Below are 18,669 nucleotides of genomic sequence, written 5' to 3' on the forward strand. Positions count from 1 at the left end.
TGCGGGGAGAGGAGTTCACCGCGCTGTCTTTTCCGTCAGTGCTTCGTCGCGACGCTCCTCGCAATGGCGGGTGGATGGAACCTACAGCCGCGGTATGCTCGCGGGCCGCACCTCGCGGGCCTGCGCGGCGAGCCTGATGCCGGCATTGGCCGCACCAAAGCCCTGATAGTTCCGCCGCTCGACGATCTCGAAGAAGAAGCGCTCGTCGAAGATGTGGGTGTAGACCTGGAAGAATTCGCCGTCGCCCTCGCGGTCATAGAGGATGTGGTTGGCGCGGAGCTTGGCCATGACATCCGGGGCAAGGTCGTATTTGGCTTCGATATCGTCGTAGTAGTTATCAGGAATATCCAGGAAGCCCGCGCCGCGGGCGCGCATGGCTGCGACGGCGGCGAAGATGTCCTCGCACGCAAAGGCGACGTGTTGCACGCCTGAGCCGAAAAACTCCGAGATGAAGCGCGCCGGCAGCGTGCGGTTGGCGGAGGACCCGTTGACGACGAAGCGCAGGCTCTGGTCGCCATTGACGAGGGCCTGACTCTGCACGAGGCCGCGGGGGTCCGCGATCTCCATCTGCGGCAGCCGCGCGAGGTCCAGGATGCCGGTATAGAACAACAGCCAGGACAGCATCTCGTCATAGGGCATCGACTGCGCGATGTGATCGACCGCGAGCAGCGCATCCGCACCTGCGTCGCCCGCGACGGGTTCGAAATCCGTGTCCCAGTTCTTGCCGGCTTGGTCGAGGAAATAGAGCAGACTGCCGCCGACGCCGTGGATCGCGGGGATCTCCAGCTCGCCCGGCCCGACCGGCTGATAGAAGGTGCGCGCTTTCAGGGTCTCGGCGCGCTGCATGGCAAGGCCGGCATTGTCGACGTCGAGCGCGATGGCGCAGACGCCGGGGCCGTGCGTGACATAATGCGAATGCGCAAAGCCGTCGGTCTCGGAGTTGATCACGAGCTCGACCTTGCCCTGGGACCAGCGCTCCACAGCCTTGCTGCGGTGCTTGCCGCTTTTGCGGAAGCCGAGCTGTGACAACAAATGCGCGAGCTCGCCGGCCTTGTTCTCGTTGACGGCGAACTCGATGAAGCCCGTACCGCTGCTTTTCGCCTTCGGCGCCAAGGGCTCGCCGACGAGCCTGGGCCAATGCGGGGCGAGCTGATCCTGTAACAGGATCAGCGAGCGCAGGCCGTCGACCGCGGTCTGCCCGGCCGAGCCGGCGCGGAATTGGTCGTTGAAAATCTCCAGCGACCACGGACCGGAATAACCGGTCGCGGCAATCGCCTGCATGAACTCGCTGACCGGCAGATCACCCTGGCCCGGGAAGGAGCGAAAGTGTCGGCTCCAAGACAAAACGTCGAGTTCGAGCTTCGGCGCGTCGGCGAGCTGGACCAGAAAGATCTTGTCACCGGGGATCGAGGCCATCGGCCGTACCGGGAAGCCGGGCGCCAGCGCGTGAAAAGAGTCGAGGATGACGCCGATCGCGGGATGATCGGCGCGCCGCACGATCTCCCAAGCGTCCCGATAATCGTTGACGTGCCGGCCCCAGGCCAGCGCCTCGTAGCCGATGCGCAAGCCCCGCCTGGCGGCGTGGTCGCCGAGCTCGCGAAAATCATCCGCGGCGCGGTCGATGCCGCCGAGCGAGGCAGGCGAGACGTTCGAACAGATCAGCAGCAAATCGGTGCCGAGCTCCTGCATCAGGTCGAACTTGCGTTCGGCACGGGCGAAATTGCGCGAGCGCTGCGGCTCCGGCATGCCTTCGAAGTCGCGGAACGGCTGGAACGCGCAGATCTCGAGATTGAGGTCCTTGCAGAGTTTTGCGATCTCGCGCGGGCTCGCACCGAACGACAGCAAATCGTTCTCGAAGATCTCGACCGCCTCGAACCCGGCGGATGCGATGGCACGCAGCTTTTCGTCGAGGGCGCCTGAAAGGGAAACGGTTGCGATCGAGCGCTTGTTCATGCGGCCTGCTCCATGATGTGGCCCGGCGATATTTTTTGACCCGTGCGCGCGGCTTCGCCGACGGATTCGACGACGGCGAGCGTGGCCATCGCGTCTTGCACCGAGATCAAGGGCTGTTCGCGACCCGCGATCACCGCGCAGAAATGCCGGAGTTGCTCGGCCAGGGGATCGAATGCGGCGGGCGCGATCGTCGCGCGCGACAGCGGCGCGTACCAGCCGGGCTGCTGCGCATAGGTCCACAGCTCCATATTGGGCACCGACAGCGAACCCGCGGTCCCGGAGAAGATGTAGCAGGGCTGGTCTTGCTTCGGGTATGCAGCGTTCTCGCCGGACGCGAGCTCCCAGCTCCACGGCGCCGGCGTCGCATCCGACACGGTCACCGTTCCCAGTGCGCCATTGGCAAAGCGCAGCAGCAATGCAGCGGTGTCCTCGACGGCAAAGCCGCGAACCTTGTTCGACGTCAATGCCTGCACTTCGCTGATTTCGCCGCAGATGAAGCGGAGATTGTCGATGTCGTGGATGAGGTTGATGAGCAGCGGGCCGCCACCGTGCTCGCGCCGCCACGCCACATCAAAATAATCGTCGGGCTTTTTCAGCAGCCACAACCCGACCACGGCCGTGAGTTGGCCGAGCTTGCCGTCTGCCACCGTTTCGCGAGCGGCCTTGATGATGGGATTGTGCCGGCGGTGATGGCCGACCAGCATCGGCACGCCGGTCCGTTTGACGGCTGCGCACAGACGTTGCGCGGCAGCGACGGTGTCGGTCACCGGCTTCTCGATCAACGCCGGCACGCCGGCCTCGGCGCAGTCGAGGGCCATCCGGAGATGCAGGGCGTTCGGGGAAGCAATGATCAGACCGTCGGGTTGTTCCTGCGCCAGCAATGCGCGGTGATCTGTGTAGCATGGCACGTTGCGCGCCCGCGCATGATCGGTCGCAGCGGGTGAGGGATCGGCGATGCCGGCCAGCACGCAGTCTTGCGAGGCCTCGATCAGTTCTGTGTGGCGGCGGCCGATCAAGCCGGCGCCGGCGACCGCAATGCGCTTTCGCGGGCTCATGCTGCGTTCTCCTCCATGACGCCACCGACGAAGAGCTGGCCGATCCTCGGATCGTTCAGGATGGAGGCGGCCTCGTCGACCATCCGCCTCAAGCTGCCTGATAGGCGGCGCTACGTGCCGCCATCACGGCATCAAAAGCCTCTCCCATGACTTCGGTCGAGGGGGTGAGGCCCGTGAACAGTTCGAAGGCGTCGGCAGCCTGGTAGATCGCAAGCTCCCGCCCGGTCATGATCCGGGCACCCTTCTCTCGCGCTGCGGCAAGAAGCGGCGTGATCAGCGGCGAATAGACGGCATCGGCGACCCACAGATCGGCTCGGAGCAGCACCGCAGGCACCGGTGTGTTGCGGTTCGGCAGCATGCCGACCGGCGTTCCGTTGATAAGCCCGGTCGCACCATCGAGCGCGTCCTCGACGCTTCGGGCCACCCGTGCGCCACCGTGCTCGGCCAGCAGGGTGGCGAGCTTCTCGGCTCGCGCCGATTCGCTGTCGAAGATGCGGAGGTCGGCGACCTTCAGGCTCGCCAGCGCAAACGCAATCGCTTTGCCGACGCCACCGGTGCCGATGACGGCCACCGCATTTCCGGAAGGGGCCAGCAGCGGCTGAACGGCATGTGCAAAGCCCGTGGTGTCGGTGTTGTGGCCGATCAGCCGCCCGTCCTTGACGACCACGGTATTGACCGCGCCCATGGCGGCCGCGCCCGGTGCCAGCTCGTCGAGCAGCGGCACGACGGCCTCCTTGTAGGGGAAGGTGACGTTGACGCCGGCAAAGCCGAGCCGCCGCACGCCCTCCAGCATCATGCTGAGCCCGGCCGTGTCGGCGCCCGCGACCTCAATGAGCTGGTAGTGGCCGCGCAGGCCCAGTGCCTCGGCTGCGCGCTCATGCATCGCGGGGGAGGCGGAATGGGCGATCGGCGCGCCGATCAGGCCGGTCAGGAGCTTTTGGGAGGCGGCAGGTCCGCGGTTAGACATGATCCGTTATGGTCTCTTGGTCGTCTCTTCGGGGCGCGTTGATGTCAGGCCATTAGCGGGAAAATCCGCGCAATTCCAACAGGAACGATAGTCAATCTCCTGCCTGACTCAATTACCCTTTCGTCCCGCAAGCCTAACATAATGTTATTTCTTCCGGGTCCGCGCGGCCGCGGCCTTGCCGTTGCCGCGGGACGGCTCGACGGCGCGCATCTCGGCGCGCAGGGACTCGATGAAATGTTCGACATGGAGCGACAGCGGCGCGCCTCGCTTGACCGCGATATAGGTCTCGAAACGGGTCGGCTCGGTGATCTTCAACAGCTCGACCCCGGGATAGCCGCCATGCGCCACCGTGAACTGGTCGATGATGGCGATGCCTAGCCCCGCTTTCACCAGCGCGCAGACCGTGGTGCCGAACCGCGCCCGGATGGTGATGTTGTAGTCGAGCCGGTGGCGGGCAAACATCTCGGCCATGATCCGGCCGTAAGGGTCGTTGGGATCGATGCCGATCAGAGGGTAGCGGGTGATCTCGGCAGCCGAGACCTGCTTGCGCCCCGCCAGCTCGTGGCCCGGCGGCACGACGCAATAGAGCTCGCCCGAAGCGAGCGGCATGAAGTCGAGCCCGGAATGGTCCAGCCGGTAGCTCATGGCGACGCACTCGCCGCGGCCGAGCATGAGATAGTCGATTGCTTCCTCAAGCTTCAGGATGTTGATGTCGATGCCCAAATCAGGATAGCGGCGGCGCACGCGTTCGATCGCGCGGGGCACCATCACCTGCGAGATGCTCGGCACCGAGCCGATGCGCAATTCCGACAATCCGCCGCGGCCGATCTTGGAGATGAGCTCGGAGAGGTCGTCGACCTTCTTGTAGACGCCGTTGATCTGCTCAAAGATGTTCTCGGCTTCCGGCGTCGGGAAGTAGCGGCCGTTCCGGCGCTGGAAGAAGCGGATGCCGAGTGAGCGCTCGGTGTATTTGACCAGCCGGCTGATCCCCGGCGCCGACACGTTCAACAGTTTCGCCGCGCCGCCAATGGTGCCCGTCACCATCACGGCACGGATCACTTCAACCTGGCGCAGCGTCATCATGGTCTTGGCATCCGAGAGAGCTCGTGGCGACGATCATCTCACGAGAGCCGGGATGTCATCCAGCGGCAAAGTGAGGCTGGGGCGGAGCAGGGCGAGAAGTTTCGCGGCGGGGGTGTTTCGACCAAAATCGGCGCGTTCACAGGGAAGGGCATCGTCGGGCGGTCCATTGCATCGGGCCGTCTGCCGCAGCCTGGGTCTCAGCTCGAAGGTCCTTCCGGCGAAACGCTGCCGGGCCGCTCCGCACGCTCGCTTTGCAGCACGTCGCGCCCGTACTCGATGATTTTCTGCTTGTTCGCGATATCGCGGACGGCGAAAAACACGCGGTTCAATTCCAGGCCGAGCACGCTGTTGAGGGCGATGTTCTCGTCTTCCATCGTAGCTTCTCGCTCTTGACGCCTCAGGCGTAACTGGACGTTAGTTCCTCCACAAGTAGATTAAATCTTCGATGCCAGCGCCACACCGGGGAATTACAGAGGGCAGTGAATTGAGGCACCCCCCTAAGACGTGCTATATCGAGCCGCGAGTGGCAGGGAATGCACAAATGTCCGCCGTAGACTATGGCCGGGAAGCGCTGGACTTCATTGAAGGGCTGGGAGCCTATGACAGGGTCCCGGACACAATGGATGCGCTCGCAATCGCGTTCGGCCGCTACGGCTTCGAGCACATCATCGTCACCGGTTTGCCGAATCACGATCAGCGCTTTTCCCAGATGGTGCTGGCCAAGAAATGGCCGGCTGAATGGTTCAGCCTCTATACCGAAAAGAGCTATGACCGCGTCGATCCCGTGATCCGGAAGTGCCGGCACACGGTCAATCCGTTCGAATGGTCGGAAGCGCCTTATGACGTGAAACTCGAGCCAGGCGCGGTGGAGGTGATGCGCCGCGCCGCCGATTTCCGCATGTCGCGCGGTTTTGTCGTGCCAATCCATGGCCTGACCGGCTATGAAGCCGGCGTCTCGCTCGCCGGCGTTCATCTCGATCTCAACGTCCGCAGCAAGCCCGCACTGCATCTGGTCGCGATGTACGGCTTCGATCACATTCGCCGCTTGCTTGCGCCCTCGCCGCATCCGTCGGCGCGCCTGACCCCGCGCGAGCGCGAGGTGATCGCCTGGGCGTCGCAGGGCAAGTCTGCCTGGGAGATCGGCGAGATACTGAACATCACGCAGCGAACGGCGGAAGAGCATCTGGCTACCGCTGCGCGCAAGCTCGGCGCCGTCAACCGGACGCATGCGGTCGCGATCGCGATCCGCCAAAAAATCATCACCCCCTGAAAACTTCGCCTACTGGGAAATTTCCCAATAGTCGATTTGGCCTTTTTCGCTGACGTTCCCCCGCATTTGCACACGATGGGGGAGTTTCATGATTCACGTTATTTCTGCTGTTAACCGGCACCTCTACGAAGACGTGCTCGACCAGCATTTTCGGATACGCCACGAGATTTTCGTCGAAGAACGGAAATGGGAGGAACTGCGCAAGCCCGACAGCCGCGAGATCGACGCCTACGACAATGAGGACGCGATCTACCTACTCGCTCTCGAGAACCGCCGCGTGCTGGGCGGCTCTCGCCTGTATCCGACCACCAAGCCGACCATGATCAGCGAGGTGTTTCCTTATCTCGCCGCGGTGCGGGGTTGTCCTGTCGACCCGCAAATCTGGGAGTGGTCCCGCTTCTTCGTGACGCGCGAGCGCCGCGATGGCGCATTCAATCTGCAACTGATGGCGGCGGCGCAGGAGTTCTGCCTCGATCAGGGCATCGAACGCCTCTGCCTGGTGATGGAGACGTGGTGGCTGCCGCGTTTCCACGACATCGGCTTCGTCGTCAAGCCGCTGGGATTGCCTGCGCTGATTGCGGATTCCTGGACTATGGCCGCGACCATCGAGGTCCGCCAGGAATCGCTCGACATCGTACGCGACCGTATCGGGACGAAGAATGTCGTCCATCAGGACGGACCGCGTCTCGATTGCATCGCCCGTGCCAACACCTGCGGCCTCGCTGCCGCGCAACGAAAGACCGCCTGACATGTCGAACATGATGCGAGACGGCCAGATCATGGCGCAGACCAAGGACGAAAATCTCGGCTACATGTCGGACATGGCGCTCGAACTCGCGCAGATGGCGGACGATGCCGGATTGGTGACGCTCGCCTATTTGTTCCGGATGGCCGCGCTGGAGGCCTCGACCGCCAACAGCGAGCTCAACGAGCCGAACGATCTTCCCCGTCACATCACGTCACATTAGACGTCGCTTCCTCATCCCGGCCTCAACAGCTCCCTCTTCCCGGCAACGGGGAGGGTTTTCGCTTGGGTGCGGCAGGCTGCCCCATCCAGCGCGGCCTCCTTGCATGACCGGCTCTGGTCGCATGCACCGGCATGCAACAAAGTGCATGTCTGGTGTGGAATCGCTCTTGCTTCGGAACGATACTGCCATTACCCATTTTTCTGCCTTGAAGAGGCAGGGGGAGCTCTTTCACTGATGGCGACTGTGTTCGAACATCGGCGCACGTCTGCGTGCGCCTGAAAGAGCGTTGATGCTGCTCGTCGTCGAACAGTTCTTGAACGGATTGCAGTTCGGCCTGCTGCTGTTCCTGCTCGCCGCCGGCCTGACGCTGGTGTTCGGGATCATGGATCTCGTCAACCTGGCGCACGGCTCGCTCTACATGATGGGCGCCTATTTCGCCGCGACCTTCGCGGCCTGGACCGGGAGCTTCCTGCTGGGGGCGCTGCTGGCGTTAGGGGCGACGCTGGCGCTCGGCATCGTTCTCGAGGTGAGTGCGCTGCGGCATCTCTACGGGCGCGATCATCTCGACCATGTGCTCGCAACCTTCGGGCTGATCCTGTTCTTCAATGAAGCCGTACGGCTGATCTGGGGGCCGGCGGGCCTCGCGCTGCCACTGCCGGCCTGGCTCACCGTGCCGGTGCCGATCCTGCCAGGCATTCACTATCCCGCCTACCGCCTCGCCATCATCGTGGTCGCGCTGCTGGTTGCGCTGCTGCTCTATCTCGGCGTGATGCGCACGCGCATCGGCATGCTGATCCGCGCCGGTGCCTCCAACCGCGAGATGATCGGCGCGCTCGGCATCAACATCAAGCTGCTCTACACGCTGGTGTTCGGCCTGGGCGCCGCGCTCGCCGGCCTCGCAGGGCTGATGCAGGCGCCGATCCTCACCGTGCAGATCGGCATGGGCGAGAACATCCTGATCCTTGCCTTCGTCATCATCGTGATCGGCGGCATCGGCTCGATCCGCGGCGCATTCCTCGCCGCGATCTTCGTCGGCATGATCGATACGCTCGGCCGCGCGTTCCTGCCCAATCTGTTGCGGCAGGTGCTGAGCGGCGCGGCTGCCTCCACCGCTGCGCCTGCGCTGTCCTCCATGCTGATCTATCTGCTGATGGCGATGGTGCTGGTGGTGCGGCCGGAGGGGCTGTTTCCGGCCAACCGTCGATGAAGGGTTTCTCGGTGAGCAAGGCCGTCACGGCCCTGATGCTGGCGGGCCTCCTGCTGCTGCCGCTCTATTCGTATCTGTCCGGCAACATCTTCATCCTGACGCTGTTCACGCGCATCGTCATCCTGGCGCTGGCGGCCGCCAGCCTCAACCTCATCATGGGCTTCGGCGGCATGATGAGCTTCGGCCACGCCGCCTATCTCGGCATCGGCGGCTACGCGGTCGGCATGCTCGCGCAGGAAGGTGTTGGAAGCGGCTTCATCCAGTTTCCGGTCGCGCTGGCGGCATCCGCCGTCTATGCGCTGGTGATCGGCGCGCTGTCGCTGCGAACGCGCGGCGTCTATTTCATCATGATCACGCTGGCCTTCGCCCAGATGGCCTATTACGTCGCCTCGGGGCTCGCGCGCTACGGCGGCGATGATGGCCTCACCGTCTACAAGCGCAGCGATTTCTCCGGCCTGATCAACCTGTCGAACCGCACGCAGTTCTATTATCTCTGCCTCGCCTGCCTGTTCGGCGTGATCTTCCTGATCTGGCGCATCGTCAATTCCCGCTTCGGCCTCGTCGTGCAGGGGCTGCGCTCCAACGAGCAGCGCATGCAGGCGATCGGCTTCCCGGCAAAACGCTATCAGCTCGTCTGCTTCGTCATCTCGGGCACGATGTGCGGCCTCGCCGGCGCGCTGCTCGCCAACAACACCGATTTCGTCAGTCCGGCCGTGATGTACTGGACGCGCTCCGGCGATCTCATGGTGATGGTGATCCTGGGCGGCATGGGCACGCTGTTCGGCCCTGTGGTGGGGGCGGTGATCTATCTCCTGCTGGAAGAGTTCCTGTCGCAGATTACCGAATATTGGGCGCTGATCATGGGCCCGCTGCTGCTGTTGATCGTGCTGTTCGGCCGCGGCGGTATCATGGGTCTGCTGGGGAGGCTCAATCGTGGCTGAACCGCTGCTCCGCGTCGAAAAGCTGGTGCGCCGCTTCGGCGGCATTACCGCAACCGACAACGTCTCGCTCGACGTCGCGGCAGGCGAACTGCACGCCATCATCGGGCCGAACGGCGCCGGCAAGACCACACTGATCAGTCAGCTCACCGGACACCTCGAGCCGCATTCAGGCAGCGTCTCGCTCGGGGGCCGCGACATCACCTATCTGCCGGCCTATCGCCGCTGCGCGTTGGGTCTCGCGCGTTCGTTCCAGATCACCTCGCTGCTGCTCGACTTCACTGCCGCAGACAACGTCGCGCTGGCCGCGCAAGCGCATGCCGGCCACTCGTTCCGCTTCTTCGCCGATGCACGCAAGGAAAGGGGTTTGCGCGATGCCGCCCGTGCGGCGCTCGATCGTGTCGGCCTGCTCGATCGCGCCGACGTCGTGGTGAGCAGGCTCAGCCATGGCGAGCGCCGTCAGATCGAGCTCGCGGTCGCGCTGGCGAGCAAGCCAAAACTGCTGCTGCTGGACGAGCCTATGGCAGGTCTCGGCGTCACCGAATCCCAGGGCATGGTGAAGCTGCTCCAGGAGCTGCGCAAAGAGGTCTCGATCGTGCTGGTGGAACACGACATGCCGGCGGTGTTCGCGCTGGCCGACCGCATCTCGGTGCTGGTCTATGGCCGTGTCATCGCCTCCGGCGATCCCGCCGCCATCCGCGCCAACGAGGACGTCAAGCGCGCCTATCTCGGCGACCAGCACGTGGTGACGCGCCATGGCTGATACGCTGCTCGAGGTCGACGGCATCGAGACCTGCTATGGCCTCAGCCAGGTGCTGTTCGGCCTGTCGCTGTCGATCAAGCCGGGCGAGATGGTTTCGCTGATGGGCCGCAACGGCATGGGCAAGACCACGACGATCCGCTCGATCATGGGCCTGACGCCGGCGCGATCGGGCAGCATCCGCTTTGCGGGTGCGGAGGTGCGGCAGCTGCCTTCGTACCGCATCGCCAAGCTTGGCATCGGCCTCGTGCCCGAGGGTCGCCAGATCTTTCCGAACCTCACGGTGCGCGAGAATCTCGTTGCCGCCGCCGCCGATCGCTTTGGCAGCGCCAATCCCTGGACGCTCGCTGCGATCTACGTGCTGTTTCCACGGCTCGCCGAACGCGCCGCCAACATGGGCAACCAACTCTCCGGCGGTGAACAGCAGATGCTCGCCATCGGCCGTGCGCTGATGACGAACCCAAAACTCCTGATCCTGGATGAAGCGACCGAAGGACTTGCGCCGCTGATCCGCGAGGAGATCTGGAACTGCCTGTCGATGCTGAAGCGCCGGGGCCAGTCGATCCTGGTCGTCGACAAGAACGTCGATCACCTCGCCCGCATCTGCGACCGCCATTACATCATCGAGCGCGGCAAGACGGTGTGGAGCGGGACATCGGACCAGCTGATGGCTGAGCCGGATCTGCAGCATAAATATCTGGGTATTTGAGCCGACGCATTCTCCACGTCATTGCGAGCGCAGCGAAGCAATCCAGAATTTCTCTGCGGAGGGATCCTGGATTGCTCCGTCGCTCCGCTCCTCGCAATGACGGAAGCGAGAGCGCAGCTCAAAACACCTCGAAATATTCGCGATGCTCCCAGTCGGTCACCTCCGCTAGGAAGCGGTCGATCTCGGCGTTCTTGATGTGGGTGTAATAGTCGACGAACTCCGTGCCGAATTTTTCGCGGAAGAACGGATCGTCCTTCAGCGCGCTGACCGCATCCCGCAGGGACTTCGGCAACGACGGCGCCTTGGTCTCGTAGGGCGTGTCGGCCGAGGGGCCCGGATCGAGCTTGCGGTCCACGCCGTCGAGGCCGGCGAGAATTTGCGAGGCCATGTAGAGATAGGGATTGGCCGCGGGCTCGCCGACGCGGTTTTCCAGGCGTGTGGCGGCATCGTTCGCGCCGCCCAGCACGCGGATCATCACGCCCCTGTTGTCGCGGCCCCAGATCGCCCGGTCCGGCGCCAGCGAATAGGAGCGGTAACGCTTGTAGCCGTTGATAGTCGGCGTCGTGAATACGGTGGCGGCACGGGCGTGATCGAGCAGGCCGGCGAGAAACGCCTTGCCGAACGCGCTGAGCGCCTCTCCGCCGTCCTTCGCCATGAACAGGTTTTCGCCGCTCGCGCGCGAGACCACCGACTGGTGCAGGTGCCAGCCGCTCGCAAACAAATTCGGCAGTTTCGGCCGGCACATGAAGGTGGCGTGACAGCCGTGCCGGCGCGCAATCTGCTTCACGGCGCTGCGGAACAGCACCATGTTGTCGGCGGGCTCCAGGCCCTTCTTCGGCGCGAAGGTGAACTCACATTGGCTCGGCCCGAACTCGACTTCGACGGAGCGCAACGGCAGACCGAGCGCGACGATGTCACGGCGCAGGATCTCCAGCACCGGCTCCATCTGATCGAAGCGCTGTTCGGTGAGGTATTGATAGCCGTGGGAGAGCAGGCTCACCGAGGGCGGCGTGCCGGGCTGTCCGGCGTCCTCCGCGCGCATATGCGGGTCGTCGAGCCTGAAAATGTGGAATTCGACCTCGAGCCCCGCGACGAAATCATGCCCGCGGCGGCCGAGCTCGTCGAGGACCTTGCGATAAAGCCCGCGCGTCGCGAACGGAACGGGACGGCCGTCATTGAAATGGAGGTCGCACAACACCCAGCCCGTCGCCGGCGCCCATGGCAGCACGCGAAACGTGGTGGGGTCGGCGACCATCAGCACATCGGCCGCGCCTTCCATTTCCTTCATGCCGAAGCCGCCGCCTGACGTGAACACCGGAAAAACCGTGCGGTGCGAGGTGTCCTTGGCGAGCATCGTCGTGGTGATGGAGCAGCCGCTCTCCAACGAGGCGAGGGCTTCCGAGGCAATAATGGTCTTGCCCCGCAAAATGCCGTGCTGATCGGGGAAGGCGAGGCGGATGACTTCGAGGTTCTGCTCCTCGACGATGCGGCGCATGCGCGCTGCAGCGTCCTTCTGCTCATCCGACCACAGCGCGTGACGCGCGACGAAAGTCACGTTGCAATTCCTCCAGTCGTGAGGCGCGAAGCATGCGCCACATTCTCCTGCGCTCGCAATGACGCGGATAGACCTCACTCCGCTGCCGTCAGCCGATGCACCTGGCCTTCGCTTTCCTTCGGCACCGGCGCAGTCCATGGCGCGCCGCGGCGGCGCTTGACGTCGATTTCCATCCAGTAGGTCTCCCAGCCACGCGTCGGCCCGATGCCGTCCATCGTCGCCGGCCCCTGAATGCTGCGTGCGTTGGCCTCATCCAGGAACAGCATCGGCTTCTCGCCGCCTCCGACCTTCTCGATCTCCTGCCGCAGCAGGCGGCGATACTGCACGATCGCCTTGTCGCTGGTGCCGAGATGCTCCTTGGTGCGGTCCTGGATCGCGCCCATCGATTCCACCGCCCACTGGTCGTGGACGTTGATGTCGCTGCCCATCCCGGTATAGGTCGCGGTCTGCTGCTCGTGCGGATCGAAACCGTATTCGTTGCTGCGATTCTTCCGCGAGACGTAATCCGGCAGCTCATAGAGTTCGAGCCGCTGGTCGCGCATTTTCTTCTTGTCGACAGGGTTCGCATAGCTGGTGAAGATCGCGTACCAGTAGCAGTTCTCGTCATCGACAGGCACATGCCACTGCGTGATCGTCATCTCCGTGCTCATGGGAATGACGAAGCCGTGCGGAAACAGCTGGTTGGTGACGCGCACATGCGTGCGCTCCTCGTCGATCTCGCGCAGCGCGATCAGCCGGAGCCCATACTCGGTGTGCTCGACGTTGATGATGGGGCGGTCATATTCGCGCAGGATCTTCGTCATCGGCAAATCGCTTCCCGCGGAGGCGCCGCGGAATTGCTTGCCATAGGCGGTCGAGGTGTCCTCGTCCTGGAAGAAGCGGTGCAGATAGGAGGCGTGCGCGGGATCGATGCCGACCTCGAGCGCCTGCAGCCAGTTGCAGGCCATGTGGCCCTTGAATGCGAACGTATGGGTGCCGGGTGCGACGAAGCAGTCGAGTTCCGGAAATGCCGGCGGCTCGCCTTCGCCCAGCCAGGCCCACAGGATGCCGCTCTTCTCCACCACCGGATAGGAGCGCTGGCGGATGTTCTGGCAGAGCCTTGAATCCCTGGGCTCGGCCGGCGTCTCGATGCACTGGCCAGTCGCGTCGAACAGCCAGCCATGAAAGGCGCAGCGCAGGCCGCCATGCTCGAGCCGCCCGAAGGCGAGGTCGGCGCCGCGATGGGCGCAGTGGCGGTCGATCAGGCCGTAGCGCCCGGTCTCGTCGCGGAACAGCACCAGGTTTTCGCCGAGCAGCTTGACGGGGCGGATCGGCCGCTGGCCCTCGAGCTCATCGACCAGCGCCGCCGGCTGCCAATAGCTCCGCATCAGCTTTCCGCACGGATCCTTCGGACCGGTGCGCGTGATCAGGTCGTTCTGCTCCTGGCTCATCATGGCGGGTGCATCCCTTGTGGAGTGGCGATTGTTCGCCTATTGAACGAATGGGCGAATTATGACATGCCTTGGATCGGCAGCAAGCACTATTTTGCAGGACTATCCGGAAGCCATGCCCAAGCTGAAGCGTAGCGAGACTGACGAGCGCGCGACGGATTTCGTCGAGGCGCTCGATCGCGGCCTGCGCCTGCTGCAATGCTTCGGCACCAACGCCGGCCCGATGACGCTGAGCGATCTTGCCCGCGCTGCCGACCTGCCGCGGGCCACCGCGCGGCGCATGCTGTTCACGCTCCAGCGCGGCGGCTTTGCTGCCGGCGACGGCAAGCTCTTCACGCTGACGCCGCATGTGCTGACGCTGGCGGCGTCCTATCTGCGCTCCAACCAGCTCGTCACGGTGCTGCAGCCGGTGCTCGATCGCGTCGCGACGGCGGCGAACGAAATCTCCTCGCTTGCGGTGCTCGACGGCGACGAAGTGGTGTTCATCGCCCGCAGCAGTCCGGCGCGGATGTTCTCCGGCGGTTTGGAGATCGGCTATCGTCTGCCGGCGTTCTGCACCTCCGTCGGCCGCGCCATGCTGGGCGGGCTCGATGATGTCGCGTGTCTCGCGCGCCTCAAGGCGATGAAGCGCGAGGCGCTGACGCCGCAGACGGTGACTGATCCGAAGAGGCTGCTGGCGCTTGTCGCGGCCGACCGCGCGCAAAACTATTCGCTGGTCGATCGCGAGGCCGAACCGCATTTCCGCTCGATTTCGGTGCCGGTGCGCCGCTACGACGACGTGATCGTCGCCGCCATCAACATGGGCGCCCATGTCGACCGCGTGCCGGTGCAGGAGTTGATCGATCGATTCCTGCCGCTGTTGCGCGAGGGGGCGGAGTCGGTGCGGTCGCAATTGTTGTAACTGCAGCGCCCCGGAGCAATTGAGCAGCGGCCCCTGTGAAGTCGATGATGATGGATTCGATGGGATGCGCCGGAGCGGCTGAAAGAGGCGCCGAAGGCGGCCCGCAGGCGAATCGGCATTGAGCTCGGTTGATTTGCTTCGTCAGCGTGAAAATTGCTAACACATGCGGCCGGGCTGGAAGCGCAGCTTCCGGCCCGGTCCAAGCGTTGCTGATGCCCGGAGACGATGATGCCCTTCGATTTGATCCTGCGCGGCGGACGGGTCGTCGACCCCTCGCAGAAGCTCGACGCCGTGACCGATCTGGCATTTTCCGGAGGCAAGGTGGCTGCGATCGGCGCCGGACTCAAGGTGGATGCCGGCACCGAGGTCCGTGACGTCTCGCAGTTCATCGTGACGCCTGGGCTGATCGATCTCCACACCCATGTTTATTGGGGCGGCACCTCGCTGGGCATCGATGCCGAGGAATTCTGCCGCGCCTCCGGCGTCACCACTTCTGTCGACACCGGCAGCGCCGGCCCCGGCAATTTCGCCGGCTTTCGCAAGCACGTGATCGAGCGGAGCCAGGTCCGCATCCTCGCTTATCTGCACGTTTCCCATGCCGGCATTTTCGGCTTCTCGCAGCGGATCATGGTCGGCGAGAGCGAGGAATTGCGGCTGATGAATCCGATCGAAGCGGCCAGGGTGGCGGACGCCAACCGCGACATCATCGTCGGCATCAAGGTGCGGGTCGGGCTGCACTCCTCGGGCACCTCGGGCGCCGTGCCGCTCGATATCGCGCTTCAGGTTGCCGATGAGGTCGGCATGCCCCTGATGGCACATATCGACCATCCGCCGCCGACCTATGAAGAGGTGCTGGCGCGCCTGCGGCCGGGCGACGTGCTGACCCATGCGTTCCGTCCCTTTCCGAATTCGCCGGCCAACGCGCAGGGAACGGTGAAGCAGGCTGTGCTGGACGCGCGCGAGCGCGGCGTGCTGTTCGACATCGGTCACGGCAAAGGCTCGTTCGCGTTCAAGACCGCGCGCGCCATGCTGGCCAACGGCTTCCATCCGGATACCATCTCCTCCGACATCCACCAGCTCTGCATCGACGGCCCGGCCTTCGACCAGGTGACAACGATGTCGAAATTCCTCTGCATGGGCATGTCGCTGTCGGATGTGATCGCAGCCTCGACGGAGAACGCCGCGATGGCGCTGCGGCGGCCGGAGCTCGGTAGCCTCAAGCCGGGCAGCGTCGGCGATGCGACGCTGATCTCGGTAAAACAAGGCCAGTTCGACTATGAGGACGTCGTCGGCGAGCATCTCATCGGCGACAGGAAGATCGTCTCGGAGGGTGTCGTCATCGGCGGCCGCTGGTGGCATCCGAACTGATCGAGGTTATCCCTGCTCGCGATAGAATCGCAGGAGACGCGCGCCTGCCGGTGAAAGCCAGTCGGGGGCGCCAGCGATGTAGCCCGCGAGATGGCCGCTCGTCCCGACGAGATAGGTGATGGGCATGCCGAGGAGGGGAAGCATCTCCCTCGACGCTTGCGCCGCTGCTCCATAGGCATCGATGTAGCAGCCGAGGTTTTTCGCGGCGAGACCGTCGAGGAACGCGGTGATCTTTCGCAAGTCCTTCGTGTCGGTGCAGACGGCAATGACATCCAATTGGTCGCGTTGCGATCCCGCGAGGCTTGCCAGCACAGGGAGATCGAGCCGGCAGGCCGCGCACCACGTCGCCCAGAAATTGACGAGGGTGATGCGACCCGGCTTCGCCGTCACCACCACGTCTTTTCCATGCAGGTCCTGAAGCCGCAGCGGCGGCATCGCGGCGCGCGGCCGCACCACCGTGAACTGGCTGCGGCCGGCTTCGAACACCGGCGGCCAGTCGTGCTGCGCACGAGCCGTGCGCAGCACAGCGAGACAGGCCGGCGCGGCGATCAGAAGCGATCGCCGCGACAATGTGCAAGGCCTCTCACGCATGGATATAGGCCCAGCCCCTGAGTTGCAGATCAACGACGCGTCCGATACCGAACGGCACGAGATTCGCGCCCGGAATCAGCGCGATCGAGACCTGCTCCTTGGCTTCCGCAATCGCCTTCGATGAAGCGCACATGCTATAAGTGAGATCAGGCAGCGACTGGCGCAACGTTGCCAGCGGCTCGACCAGCGGGGTCTTGTCCGCCCTGAAGACGTCGATGCCCTTGCCATTGGCGACGACCTCGACCAGCAGCCGCGCGCCCTTGTCGGCAAAGTGTTTTGCGAGATTGGCCGAGTAGCTGATCGCGTGTCCCATGACATAAGGCTCGTTGCTGTCGACCAGGATCACGACGCCATCGGCGAGACGATCCTCCTTGGCCGCGGCGGCGCCGCAGGCCGTGAGGATCGACGCGCCTGCGAGCAGGCCCCTGCGGGACCATCCGTTGCCAGAGATCATGGCAGCAGCCTGCCGGTTAGAACCGGGGCGTGATCGGCGCCTTGCTGTTGCGCCCCCACAGCACGAACAGGCTGAGCGCGAGCAGGACAGCGTTGAGCGGCGTCACCTCGGCCTCGCCGCGCGAGAGGTGAAAGACCAGTGCAAACACTTGCAGGACCGAACAGCCCAGCGCGGCCAGCACGGTCAGCCGCGGCAGGATCCGCGTCAGGGCCGGCAGCAGGATGCCGATCCCGCCGGCGAGATCGACCAGCGCGATCGAACGAACGAAGGTTTCGGAATACTGGCCGGCAAAGGGCATCGCCGCGGCAAGCTGCGGAATGGGGGTCAGCAGCTTGTATAGCCCTGCCGAGATGAAGACGAAGGCAACGAGAGCCTGTGCAGCCCAGAGGCCGATGCGAAGGGCGCGCCCGGGGGTAGCGGTCGCGAAGGTGGTGGCGGACATGGTGGTGCTCCAAAATGTGAGGGTTGCCACCATTTGATAGTTTCTCCATTTTTGATCATTATCGGTTCCGGGATTAGTTTGTTTCCTGGTTGTTGATGATCTGATGGATACGCTGATCAGCATGCGGGTGTTTTGCCTCGTCGCGGAGCTGAAGAGCTTTGCGGCCGCGGCCGAGCGCCTGCGCATCTCGCCCGCCATGGCGAGCAAGCACGTGATGCAGCTCGAGAAGCGGCTGGGCACGCGGCTGCTCAACAGGACCAGCCGCCGCGTCAGCCTGAGCGAGAGCGGCACGCTCTACTTCGAGCAGGCGCGCCAGATGCTGGATTCGCTCGACGAGGTCGAAGCCGCCGTCAGCAAGGCGACCGTCGTTCCGCGCGGCACCCTGCGGCTGACTGCGCCGGTGTGGATGGCCAACACGATCTTCGTGGGCGTGCTGGCGGACTACCAGGCGCGTTATCCGGAGGTGCGCCTCGACGTCGATCTCAGCGGACGGCTGGTCAACCTGGTCGAGGAGGGATTCGATCTCGCCTTGCGCGCGACCGGCGAGCCCGACGAAGCGCTGATCGCGCGTCCCATCACGCGCGTCCCGTTCCACATAGTGGCCGCTCCCGCCTTCCTCAAACGCGCGGGCCGCCCGGCGACCTTCGCCGATCTCGCCGGCCAGGCCCTGTTGCACTACGCGCTCTATCCCGGCGAAAGCTTCTCCTACACCGGCGAGCAGGGTCCCGAGACCGTCAAGCTCAATCCGGTGCTGCGCAGCGCCAACGAAACGCTGCTGCATGCGGCGGCTCTGGAAGGCATGGGCCTTGCGATCCTGCCGAAATGGCTGGTGGCCGAGGACATCGCCGCCGGACGGCTCGAGCACGTTTTGCCCGAGCACATCGGGTCCGTAAAGCTGTTTGCGGTCTATCCCAGCCGCAAATATCTCTCCGCGAAGGTGCGGACCTTCATCGACTTCATCGCCGCTGACAAGCGGATGAAATAGCGCGCGCGAGAGCATGATCCGGACGAATGTGCA

20 protein-coding genes are annotated in these 18,669 nt (G+C 64.3%); 10 read left to right on the plus strand and 10 right to left on the minus strand.

The window, feature by feature from the left end; all coding sequences use genetic code 11:
* Positions 1–81: 81 nt before the first annotated feature.
* From ACVIIW_RS11295 to ACVIIW_RS11315, 5 genes are all read right to left on the minus strand, one after another.
* Positions 82–1,953 (minus strand): bifunctional sugar phosphate isomerase/epimerase/4-hydroxyphenylpyruvate dioxygenase family protein, encoded by a 1,872-nt coding sequence (locus ACVIIW_RS11295; protein ID WP_456700810.1) that lies wholly within the window; start codon positions 1,951–1,953, stop codon positions 82–84.
* On the minus strand, positions 1,950–3,008 hold the full coding sequence (locus tag ACVIIW_RS11300; protein ID WP_456700811.1) for a Gfo/Idh/MocA family protein: 1,059 nt from the start codon (positions 3,006–3,008) through the stop codon (positions 1,950–1,952). The genes ACVIIW_RS11295 and ACVIIW_RS11300 overlap by 4 nt, the downstream gene beginning before the upstream one ends.
* A gap of 88 nt (positions 3,009–3,096) precedes the next feature.
* Positions 3,097–3,975 carry a shikimate dehydrogenase gene (locus ACVIIW_RS11305; protein WP_456700812.1) on the minus strand — a complete coding sequence of 293 codons (879 nt, stop codon included), beginning with the start codon at positions 3,973–3,975 and terminating at the stop codon, positions 3,097–3,099.
* A 144-nt stretch (positions 3,976–4,119) separates the two neighbouring features.
* Positions 4,120–5,058 (minus strand): LysR family transcriptional regulator, encoded by a 939-nt coding sequence (locus tag ACVIIW_RS11310; protein ID WP_456700813.1) that lies wholly within the window; start codon positions 5,056–5,058, stop codon positions 4,120–4,122.
* A gap of 197 nt (positions 5,059–5,255) precedes the next feature.
* Positions 5,256–5,432, minus strand: a complete 177-nt coding sequence (locus ACVIIW_RS11315; RefSeq protein ID WP_456700814.1) for a hypothetical protein — start codon at positions 5,430–5,432, stop codon at positions 5,256–5,258.
* A gap of 167 nt (positions 5,433–5,599) precedes the next feature.
* Between ACVIIW_RS11315 and ACVIIW_RS11320 the strand changes: the two genes are divergently transcribed.
* The 7 genes from ACVIIW_RS11320 to ACVIIW_RS11350 all read left to right on the plus strand — a co-directional run bounded on the left by ACVIIW_RS11320 (position 5,600) and on the right by ACVIIW_RS11350 (position 10,910).
* A complete protein-coding gene (locus ACVIIW_RS11320; RefSeq protein ID WP_456700815.1) occupies positions 5,600–6,328 on the plus strand; it encodes a LuxR family transcriptional regulator in 729 nt (242 codons plus the stop codon).
* A gap of 88 nt (positions 6,329–6,416) precedes the next feature.
* Positions 6,417–7,076 carry an acyl-homoserine-lactone synthase gene (locus ACVIIW_RS11325; RefSeq protein ID WP_456700816.1) on the plus strand — a complete coding sequence of 220 codons (660 nt, stop codon included), beginning with the start codon at positions 6,417–6,419 and terminating at the stop codon, positions 7,074–7,076.
* A gap of 1 nt (position 7,077) precedes the next feature.
* Positions 7,078–7,296, plus strand: a complete 219-nt coding sequence (locus tag ACVIIW_RS11330) for a hypothetical protein (RefSeq protein WP_456700817.1) — start codon at positions 7,078–7,080, stop codon at positions 7,294–7,296.
* 289 nt (positions 7,297–7,585) lie between these two features.
* Positions 7,586–8,503, plus strand: a complete 918-nt coding sequence (locus ACVIIW_RS11335) for a branched-chain amino acid ABC transporter permease (RefSeq protein ID WP_456700818.1) — start codon at positions 7,586–7,588, stop codon at positions 8,501–8,503.
* The gene (locus ACVIIW_RS11340; RefSeq protein ID WP_456700819.1) at positions 8,500–9,444 is read left to right on the plus strand and encodes a branched-chain amino acid ABC transporter permease; all 945 of its coding nucleotides are present in this window, start codon (positions 8,500–8,502) and stop codon (positions 9,442–9,444) included. The genes ACVIIW_RS11335 and ACVIIW_RS11340 overlap by 4 nt, the downstream gene beginning before the upstream one ends.
* Positions 9,437–10,204 carry an ABC transporter ATP-binding protein gene (locus tag ACVIIW_RS11345; protein ID WP_456700820.1) on the plus strand — a complete coding sequence of 256 codons (768 nt, stop codon included), beginning with the start codon at positions 9,437–9,439 and terminating at the stop codon, positions 10,202–10,204. Before ACVIIW_RS11340 ends, ACVIIW_RS11345 begins: the two co-directional genes overlap by 8 nt.
* Entirely contained in the window at positions 10,197–10,910 is a 714-nt protein-coding gene (locus ACVIIW_RS11350; protein ID WP_456700821.1) for an ABC transporter ATP-binding protein, read from the plus strand. Before ACVIIW_RS11345 ends, ACVIIW_RS11350 begins: the two co-directional genes overlap by 8 nt.
* Before the next feature lie 118 nt (positions 10,911–11,028).
* Here the strand turns inward: ACVIIW_RS11350 and ACVIIW_RS11355 are convergent, their stop codons facing one another.
* Together ACVIIW_RS11355 and ACVIIW_RS11360 are read right to left on the minus strand one after the other, a co-directional pair.
* Positions 11,029–12,465, minus strand: a complete 1,437-nt coding sequence (locus ACVIIW_RS11355) for a glutamine synthetase family protein (protein ID WP_456700822.1) — start codon at positions 12,463–12,465, stop codon at positions 11,029–11,031.
* A gap of 74 nt (positions 12,466–12,539) precedes the next feature.
* Positions 12,540–13,898 carry an aromatic ring-hydroxylating dioxygenase subunit alpha gene (locus ACVIIW_RS11360; RefSeq protein ID WP_456700823.1) on the minus strand — a complete coding sequence of 453 codons (1,359 nt, stop codon included), beginning with the start codon at positions 13,896–13,898 and terminating at the stop codon, positions 12,540–12,542.
* A gap of 112 nt (positions 13,899–14,010) precedes the next feature.
* Here ACVIIW_RS11360 and ACVIIW_RS11365 point away from each other — a divergent pair, with 112 nt between their 5' ends.
* Both ACVIIW_RS11365 and ACVIIW_RS11370 read left to right on the plus strand, forming a co-directional pair.
* Positions 14,011–14,796 carry an IclR family transcriptional regulator domain-containing protein gene (locus ACVIIW_RS11365; RefSeq protein WP_456700824.1) on the plus strand — a complete coding sequence of 262 codons (786 nt, stop codon included), beginning with the start codon at positions 14,011–14,013 and terminating at the stop codon, positions 14,794–14,796.
* Between the two features lie 228 nt (positions 14,797–15,024).
* Positions 15,025–16,164: an amidohydrolase/deacetylase family metallohydrolase gene (locus ACVIIW_RS11370; RefSeq protein WP_456700825.1), complete on the plus strand. Its 1,140-nt coding sequence runs from the start codon at positions 15,025–15,027 to the stop codon at positions 16,162–16,164.
* A gap of 6 nt (positions 16,165–16,170) precedes the next feature.
* On the opposite strand, the gene ACVIIW_RS11375 is transcribed toward ACVIIW_RS11370, so the two are convergent.
* The 3 genes from ACVIIW_RS11375 to ACVIIW_RS11385 are packed head-to-tail and all read right to left on the minus strand — an operon-like array spanning position 16,171 to position 17,651.
* Positions 16,171–16,755: a TlpA family protein disulfide reductase gene (locus tag ACVIIW_RS11375; RefSeq protein ID WP_456700826.1), complete on the minus strand. Its 585-nt coding sequence runs from the start codon at positions 16,753–16,755 to the stop codon at positions 16,171–16,173.
* Positions 16,748–17,209 carry a DsrE family protein gene (locus tag ACVIIW_RS11380; RefSeq protein ID WP_456700827.1) on the minus strand — a complete coding sequence of 154 codons (462 nt, stop codon included), beginning with the start codon at positions 17,207–17,209 and terminating at the stop codon, positions 16,748–16,750. Before ACVIIW_RS11380 ends, ACVIIW_RS11375 begins: the two co-directional genes overlap by 8 nt.
* A gap of 16 nt (positions 17,210–17,225) precedes the next feature.
* Complete coding sequence (locus ACVIIW_RS11385) at positions 17,226–17,651, minus strand: DoxX family protein (protein ID WP_456700828.1); 426 nt, start codon at positions 17,649–17,651, stop codon at positions 17,226–17,228.
* 103 nt (positions 17,652–17,754) lie between these two features.
* On the opposite strand from ACVIIW_RS11385, the gene ACVIIW_RS11390 reads away from it, so the two are divergent.
* Positions 17,755–18,636, plus strand: a complete 882-nt coding sequence (locus ACVIIW_RS11390) for a LysR family transcriptional regulator (RefSeq protein ID WP_456700829.1) — start codon at positions 17,755–17,757, stop codon at positions 18,634–18,636.
* Positions 18,637–18,669: the final 33 nt, after the last annotated feature.

The sequence above is a fragment of the Bradyrhizobium sp. USDA 4449 genome (assembly GCF_054056275.1).